The sequence below is a fragment of the Mesorhizobium sp. M7D.F.Ca.US.004.03.1.1 genome (genome assembly GCF_003998635.1).
Taxonomy (GTDB): Bacteria; Pseudomonadota; Alphaproteobacteria; order Rhizobiales; family Rhizobiaceae; genus Mesorhizobium; species Mesorhizobium loti.
In genome coordinates this window covers 1-8054 of record NZ_RZQG01000190.1, presented here as the reverse complement: position 1 = coordinate 8054, position 8054 = coordinate 1, and the positions used below count along the sequence as shown (strand labels likewise).

General features: G+C 62.9%; 5 protein-coding genes and 1 pseudogene. 5 read left to right on the top strand and 1 reads right to left on the bottom strand.

Annotated elements, in window-relative coordinates; all coding sequences use genetic code 11:
• The 3 genes from EN935_RS13490 to serA form a co-directional block, all read left to right on the top strand.
• A partial coding sequence (locus EN935_RS13490) for an autotransporter outer membrane beta-barrel domain-containing protein (RefSeq protein ID WP_127373372.1) occupies positions 1-1967 on the top strand: 1967 nt, incomplete at its 5' end.
• Between the two features lie 264 nt (positions 1968-2231).
• Positions 2232-3407 carry a phosphoserine transaminase gene (locus EN935_RS13485; protein ID WP_127373371.1) on the top strand — a complete coding sequence of 392 codons (1176 nt, stop codon included), beginning with the start codon at positions 2232-2234 and terminating at the stop codon, positions 3405-3407.
• Between the two features lie 62 nt (positions 3408-3469).
• A complete protein-coding gene (gene serA / locus EN935_RS13480) occupies positions 3470-5071 on the top strand; it encodes a phosphoglycerate dehydrogenase (protein ID WP_127265635.1) in 1602 nt (533 codons plus the stop codon).
• 55 nt (positions 5072-5126) lie between these two features.
• On the opposite strand, the gene EN935_RS13475 is transcribed toward serA, so the two are convergent.
• A complete protein-coding gene (locus EN935_RS13475; RefSeq protein WP_109664809.1) occupies positions 5127-6038 on the bottom strand; it encodes a DMT family transporter in 912 nt (303 codons plus the stop codon).
• A gap of 301 nt (positions 6039-6339) precedes the next feature.
• On the opposite strand from EN935_RS13475, the gene EN935_RS13470 reads away from it, so the two are divergent.
• The gene (locus EN935_RS13470; protein WP_127265634.1) at positions 6340-7638 is read left to right on the top strand and encodes an adenylosuccinate synthase; all 1299 of its coding nucleotides are present in this window, start codon (positions 6340-6342) and stop codon (positions 7636-7638) included.
• A 74-nt stretch (positions 7639-7712) separates the two neighbouring features.
• A pseudogene (locus tag EN935_RS13465) lies at positions 7713-8054 on the top strand (hypothetical protein); the annotation flags it as partial.

The window sequence follows — 8054 nt, the reverse complement described above, 5'->3', positions numbered from 1 at the left end:
CCTGGACGCTGAGTGGCGGTACGTTGTCGATTGCCGGGGATGGCAGCCTCGGTGACGCCGCAAGCGGGCTTATGTTCAACGGCGGCACGCTGCAGACGACGGCCAGTTTCACCACGAACCGTGGCATGGCGCTGAATACAACCGGCAAAATCGACACAGCGGCAGCAACCACGCTGACGGCGTCAGGCATTCTCAGCGGTGCCGGTGGCCTGACCAAGACCGGCGGCGGCACGCTGGAACTGACCGGCGACAACAGCTATTCGGGCGAAACGACCGTGTCGGCAGGCAAGCTGGCGCTGAGCGGCACGGGCAGCATCGCTGCATCGAGCCGTGCGGTTGTCGATGGCACGCTGGATATTTCTGGCGTAGCCGACGGGGCATCGATCAAGCGGCTTGCGGGTGCGGGCACCGTCGAGTTCGGCAACCAGACGCTGACACTTACGGAAGCCAACGACACCTTCTCCGGCGACTTCGCCGGCAATGGCGGCTTCGTTCTTGCCGACGGTCAGCAGATGCTCACCGGTGACAGCTCGCTGTTTGCCGGGTCTTCGCGCGTCGAAGGCGGCACACTCTCCGTGAACGGCACGCTAGGCGGCACCATGGATGTATTGGGCGGCCGACTGCAGGGCAATGGCACCGTCGGCGCCACCACCAACCACCTCGGCGGAGTCATCGCACCCGGCATCGACGGTTTCGGCACGCTGATGGTGGACGGCACCTATACCAGCAATGGCGGCGCGCTTGAAATTGAGACCGTCCTTGCCGGCGACAGCTCGCAGACTGACCTCCTGATCATCACCGGCAACAGCATTCTGGGTACCAGCACAACTCAGGTGCACGTCTTCAACGTCGGCGGCCGGGGTGCGCAAACAACAGCCGACGGCATCAAGATCGTCCAGGTCGATGGCACCTCGGCGGCCGACGCCTTCGTGCTCAACGGCCCGGCGATCGGTGGCGCCTACAGCTACAAGCTGTTCCAGAACGGCCTCGCCAATACGACTGACGGCGACTGGTATCTGCGCGCCGCCAGCCTTGCGCCGACGACGCCGGTCTACCAGAATTACCCGCAGGTCCTGCTGGGGATGATTGCGCTACCGACGCTTGAGCAGCGCGTCGGTGACCGCCGCCGTACCGTGCTCGATGGCGGAGCCGAGACGGGCCAGCAAGCCATCTGGACCCGTATCGAAGGCGCGCACGGCCATGTCGAGGCCAATGCGTCCAGCGCTGATGCTTCCTATGACGTCGATACTACGCTGGTGCAGGCGGGCATCGACGGTCAGCTTTCGGAAACGGCGGCCGGCAGGCTGGTCGCCGGGCTGACGGCGCAATATTCACGCGCCAACGCCGACATCTTCTCAAGCCTCGGCGACGGCGGCAACACCACCGTCAGCTATGGCGTCGGCGCCACGCTGACCTGGTATGGCGAGAATGGCTTTTATGTCGATGGACAGGCCCAGTTCGCGACATTGCGCAGCGACATGAACGCCGCCGGCATCGGCAAGATCGGCGATGGCATTGATGGCAACGGCTATGCGCTCAGCCTGGAGGCGGGACGCAAGATTGGGCTCGACGGCGCCTGGTCGCTGACCCCGCAGGCGCAGCTTGCCTATGCCTCGGTCGATTTCGACGCCTTCACCGATCCGTTCGGCGCAAATGTGTCGCTGCGCAAGCGTGACAGCCTCAAGGGCCGGCTGGGTGCTGCGTTGAACTACGACGTCCAGGCGACCGGAAGCCATATCTATGGCATCGCCAACCTGACCTACGAGTTCCTCAACGGCACTTCGGTCGCCGTCTCAGGGGTCGACCTTTCGTTCGAGCCACAGCGCTTCGGCGGCGAACTCGGCCTGGGTGGCACCTACAAATGGGCCGGCGGCAAATATACCCTGTTTGGCGAGGCGCTGGCCTCGTCCAGCTTCGAAGGCAGCCATGCGCTGAAGGGCACTGCGGGGATCATCGTAAGGTTCTAGATTCGCCGCAAACGCTCTTCCAACAAAGTGCTCGTTGCCGAAAGGTGGCGGGCACTTTGCATTCGGGCTGTCGCGTTTTTCGGGGAAATCCCCTTCTTTTCGCCTCTCCCTTGCGGACATATCCTGGCGGTGTGCCCACTCGTTCCGGCCGCGATGTCGCTGACAAATCCATTTCCCTATTGCGCTTTTCCGGCCGTTTCTGTATTTCCCGGAGTGGGCCACCCCTCCCCAACGAGGGGCCACTATCTGGAAGGATAGACCACGATGACGACGCATACGAAGCCCGGACTCCGTCCGGCAAACCCCAATTTTTCCTCAGGTCCCTGCGCAAAACGTCCCGGCTGGTCGGTCGAGGCGCTGAAAGCTGCTGCGCTCGGCCGTTCCCACCGCGCCAAGATCGGCAAGGCCAAGCTCGAACAGGCGATCGAGCTGACGCGGGAAATTCTCCAGGTCCCGGCGGGTTACCGCATCGGCATCGTGCCGGCGTCGGACACCGGCGCCGTCGAGATGGCGCTGTGGTCGCTGCTCGGCGAGCTCGGCGTCGACATGGTCGCCTGGGAGAGCTTTGGCTCCGGCTGGGTCACCGACGTGGTCAAGCAATTGAAGCTCGCCGACGTGCGCAAGATCGAAGCCGGCTATGGCGAACTGCCGGACCTCACAAAGATCGATTGCGACCGCGATGTGGTCTTCACCTGGAACGGCACCACGTCCGGCGTGCGCGTGCCGAACGGCGATTTCATTCCCGCGGACCGCAAGGGCCTGACCATCTGTGACGCGACTTCGGCCGCCTTCGCACAGAGGCTCGATTTCGAAAAACTCGATGTCGTCACCTTCTCCTGGCAGAAGGTGCTGGGCGGCGAGGGCGCACACGGCATGCTCATCCTGTCGCCTCGTGCCGTCGAGCGGCTGGAGACCTACAAGCCTTCGTGGCCGCTGCCGAAAATCTTCCGACTGACCTCGGGCGGCAAGCTGATCGAGGGCATCTTCAAGGGCGAAACCATCAACACCCCCTCGATGCTGTGCGTCGAGGACTATCTCGATGCGCTCAACTGGGCGAAGTCGATCGGTGGCCTCGATGCGCTGATCGCCAGGGCGGATGCCAATGCGGCCGTCCTCGATCGCTTTGTCGGCAAGTCCTCATGGCTCGGTCATCTCGCCACCTTGCCGGCGACGCGGTCGAACACCTCGGTCTGCCTGCACTTCACCGACCCGGATGTGTCCGCGCTCGACGCCGACGGGCAGGCGGCTTTCGCCAAGGGACTGGTGTCGGTGCTCGACAAGGAAGGTGTCGCCTATGATATCGGCGCCTATCGCGATGCACCGCCCGGCCTGCGCATCTGGTGTGGCGCGACGGTCGAGACATCGGATCTCGAAGCGCTGCTGCCCTGGCTCGACTGGGCCTTCGCCGCACAGAAGGCGTCGCTCAAAGCGGCAGCCTGACATCTTTCGGTGGCGGCCTTCGGGCCGCCCATTCCCATCAAATCCATTTCAAGGAGGCCGCCATGGCGCCCCGCGTTCTCGTCTCAGACAAACTTTCTCCCACCGCCGTGCAGATATTCAAGGATCGTGGCGTTGAGGTCGACTATCTGCCCGATCTCGGCAAGGACAAGGAAAAGCTGCTCGAAGTGATCGGCCAGTATGATGGCCTCGCCATCCGCTCGGCGACCAAGGTCACCGAAAAGCTGATCAACGCCGCCACCAAACTCAGGGTTATCGGCCGCGCCGGCATCGGCGTCGACAATGTCGACATCCCGGCGGCGAGCCGCAAGGGCATCATCGTGATGAACACGCCCTTCGGCAATTCGATCACGACGGCCGAACATGCGGTGGCGATGATCTTCGCGCTTGCCCGCCAGATCCCGGAAGCCAACGCTTCTACCCACGCCGGCAAATGGGAGAAGAACCGCTTCATGGGCGTCGAGATCACCGGCAAGACGCTGGGCGTCATCGGCTGCGGCAACATCGGCTCGATCGTCGCGACGCGCGGCGTCGGGCTGAAGATGCATGTCATCGCCTTCGACCCATTCCTGTCGGACAAGCGTGCCGAGGAACTCGGTGTCGACAAGGTCGAGCTGGATGAGCTTTTCGCCCGCGCCGACTTCATCACGCTGCACACGCCGCTGACCGACAAGACGCGCAACATCATCGATGCGGCGGCGATCGCCAAGATGAAGAAAGGCGTGCGCATCATCAACTGCGCCCGCGGCGGGCTGATCGTCGAGGCCGACCTGGTCGCGGCGCTGAAGAGCGGCAAGGTGGCCGGAGCCGGTATCGACGTGTTCGAGGTCGAACCGGCCGAGAACAATGAGCTGTTCGGCATGGAGAACGTGGTGGCGACGCCGCATCTCGGCGCCTCGACAGCGGAAGCGCAAGAGAATGTCGCGCTGCAGGTTGCCGAGCAGATGGCCGATTATCTGATCAAGGGCGCGGTTTCCAACGCCATCAACATGCCGTCGATCACCGCCGAGGAAGCGCCGCGGCTGAAGCCCTTCGTCAAGCTCGCCGAAGTGCTCGGCGCCTTTGTCGGCCAGGTCACCGAGGATCCGATCAAGGAGGTCGAGATCCTGTTCGACGGCTCGACCGCGACGATGAACACACGCGCGCTAATCAGCGCCGCGCTTGCCGGGCTGATCAGGCCGCAGGTCTCCGACGTCAACATGGTGTCGGCGCCGATCATGGTGAAGGAGCGGGGCATCATCGTCGCCGAGGTCAAGCGCGACAAATCGGGCGTGTTCGACGGCTACATCAAGCTGACGGTGACGACCGAGCACAGGACGCGCTCGATCGCCGGCACCTGCTTCTCCGACGGCAAGCCGCGTTTCATCCAGATCAAGGGCATCAATCTCGATGCCGAGGTCGGCCAGCACATGCTCTACACGACCAATGCCGACGCGCCGGGTATCATCGGCCTGCTCGGCACCGTGTGCGGCGAGAACGGCGTCAACATCGCCAACTTCCAGCTCGGCCGCAACCGGCCCGGCGGCGATGCCATCGCGCTGCTTTATCTCGACGCGCCGTTCCCTGAGTCGGTTCTGGAAAAGATCAAGGCGCACAAGTCGATCGACTCGGCCAAGCGGTTGCAGTTCGACGTCAACGCGATGTGATGCCGGACTGCTGTGAAAGATCCAAAGGCGCGGACCGGGCCGCGCCTTTTTTCGTTCAGCGTGTCCTGGCGGATCGCTGAATCGCCATCTTGCGCCCGCTGTATTCGGCAAGCCCGATGCCGCCCAGCACGAGCACCAAAGCCAGTGCCTGATAGAGCTGGAACGTCTCGCCGACGATCAGCACTGACAGCAGCGTGCCGAAGATCGGCACCAGATTGATGAACAGGCCGGCGCGGTTGGCGCCGATCAGTTCGTTGCCCCTGATGTAGAAGATCTGCGAGATGACCGAGGCGCCGATCGCGGTATAGACGATGACGGCCCAGCCGCGCGCGTCAGGCACGATGACCCTGCCGGCGGCGACCTCCCACAGGAAGAACGGCAGCGAGGTGACGAGGGCGGCAACCGACAGGGCCAGCATCAGGCTCTGCCAATGCATCACCGGCTTCAGCCGCAGTCCGACCGAATAGCCACTGTAGAGAAACACGGCGACCAGCATGATGGCGTCGCCGAAATTGAGCTCCAGCGTCAACAGCCGGCGCGGGTCGCCGTGGCAGGCGGTGAGGATCACGCCGGCGATGGTCAGCACGACACCGACAATTTGCGCCCAGTTCACACGCAGGCGGAAGAAGACGAAATTGGCTGTCATGATCAGGATCGGCATCGCCGCCTGTTCGATCGAGACGTTGATCGCTGTGGTGTAGTTGAGCGCCGTGTAGAAGATGGTGTTGAACAAGGCGAAGCCGCTGGCGCCCAGCGCTGCCAGCACGAGCCAGTGCTTGCGCACCACCGGCCAGTCCTTGCGTATTGTCTTCAAGCCTATCGGCAGCATGATCGCCACGGCCAGCACCCAGCGCAGGAAGACGAGCGTCATCGGCGAGACGTGATCGACCGCCAGCTTGCCGGCCACCGAGTTGCCACCCCACAGCAAGGTGGTGAGCAGCAGGAATATGTAAGCGCTTCGATGCATCGCGGGATTCCGGCCACTATTGCATGTCGCCCAAAAGTGGGCAGCGGTTTTGGGACAACGACATGCATTGAAACAAAAAAACTCAAAGCACGTCATGACGCGCTTTGAGGACAAGCCGCGGTGTTTGTCGGCCTATTGCCCCCGTGCATCCAAGTAAATGATGTCAAAGCCGAAAATTGTTGTGCCTCAGGGCATTTTCGGCGGCAAAGAAAGGTCGCGCTCGCGAGGTCTTGACGTTATAGAGGCCTGTCGTTTTGAACAGTCTTCCAGCCGCCACGCGGCGTCTCAAGGGAAAACAAACATGGCCAATGTGGTGGTCGTCGGCTCGCAGTGGGGCGACGAAGGCAAGGGCAAGATCGTCGACTGGCTGTCGGAGCGCGCCGATGTCGTGGTGCGTTTCCAGGGCGGCCACAATGCCGGCCACACGCTGGTCGTCGACGGCAAGGTCTACAAATTGTCGTTGCTTCCGTCGGGCGTCGTGCGCCAGGGCAAGCTGTCCATCATCGGCAACGGCGTGGTTTTCGACCCGCACGCTTTCGTTGCCGAAGTGGCGAAGCTCAAGGCGCAAGGTGTCGAAGTAACGCCGGATCGCCTGAAAATAGCCGAAAACACAGCGCTTATCCTGTCCCTGCATCGGGAACTGGACGGATTCCGCGAGGACGCCGCCTCCAATTCCGGAACGAAGATTGGCACGACCCGTCGTGGCATCGGCCCCGCCTACGAGGACAAGGTGGGCCGGCGCGCGGTCAGGGTGATGGATTTGGCGGATTTGGAAACGCTGCCCTTGAAGGTCGACAGGCTGCTGACGCACCACAATGCGCTGCGTCGGGGGCTTGGCCATGCCGAAGTCACGCATGATGCGATCATGCAGGAATTGACTTCGGTTGCGCACGAGATCCTGCCCTATATGGACCGGGTCTGGAAAATCCTCGACGACAAGCGCCGGGCTGGCGAGCGCATCCTATTCGAGGGCGCGCAAGGCACGCTGCTCGATATCGACCACGGCACCTATCCGTTCGTTACTTCGTCGAATACGGTTGCCGGCCAGGCGGCCGCCGGCTCCGGCGTCGGCCCAGGCGCCATCAATTATGTGCTCGGCATCACCAAGGCCTATACGACGCGCGTCGGCGAAGGTCCGTTCCCGACCGAGCAGAAGAACGAGATCGGCGAATTCCTCGGCACGCGCGGCCATGAATTCGGCGTCGTCACCGGCCGCAAGCGCCGCTGCGGCTGGTTCGACGCGGTGCTGGTGCGCCAGGCTGTTGCCGTCAACGGCATCAAGGGCATCGCGCTGACCAAGCTCGACGTGCTCGACGGGCTGGACGAGATCAAGGTCTGCACCGGCTACCGGCTCGACGGCGAGATGATCGACTATCTGCCGGCCAGCCAGGGCGCACAGGCGCGTGTCGAGCCGGTCTACGAGACGCTCGAGGGCTGGAAAGGCACCACCGCCGGCGCGCGCAGCTGGAACGATCTGCCGGCCCAGGCCGTCAAATATGTCCGCTACATCGAGGAGCTCATCGGCGCCCCGGTCGCGCTCCTTTCCACCAGCCCGGAACGCGACGACACGATACTTGTGACCGATCCGTTTCAAGACTAGTTTCTCAGCCTTTCCGGGCATCGCGGCTGATTTGCGGGGGCCGGCGCGGAAACAAAATACAGGTCGACTGAAGCATGGCAGATTTCGTTTTTGTTCTGAAAAAAGCGATAGACGGTCTCGGCGATCAGTCGCCAGAGATGCGGGCGAAGGTCTATGACAAGGCCCGCTCTACGATCGCAGCGAAGATTGCCCAGCGCGATCCGCCGCTTTCGCCGGAGGATGTCGCCAAGCAGAAACGCGGTCTGGAAGACGCCATCGCGAGCGTCGAGCGGGACTATGCCAAGAGCGTGCCGGAGACCGACCCGCTCGCAGAACTGGAACACATCTTTTCCTCGATCGATCGCAACAAGAACCAGCCGAGCCATACACGGCAACCGGCGAAGGCGGAACCCGCCTTGCCGGTTGCCGTGTATGGC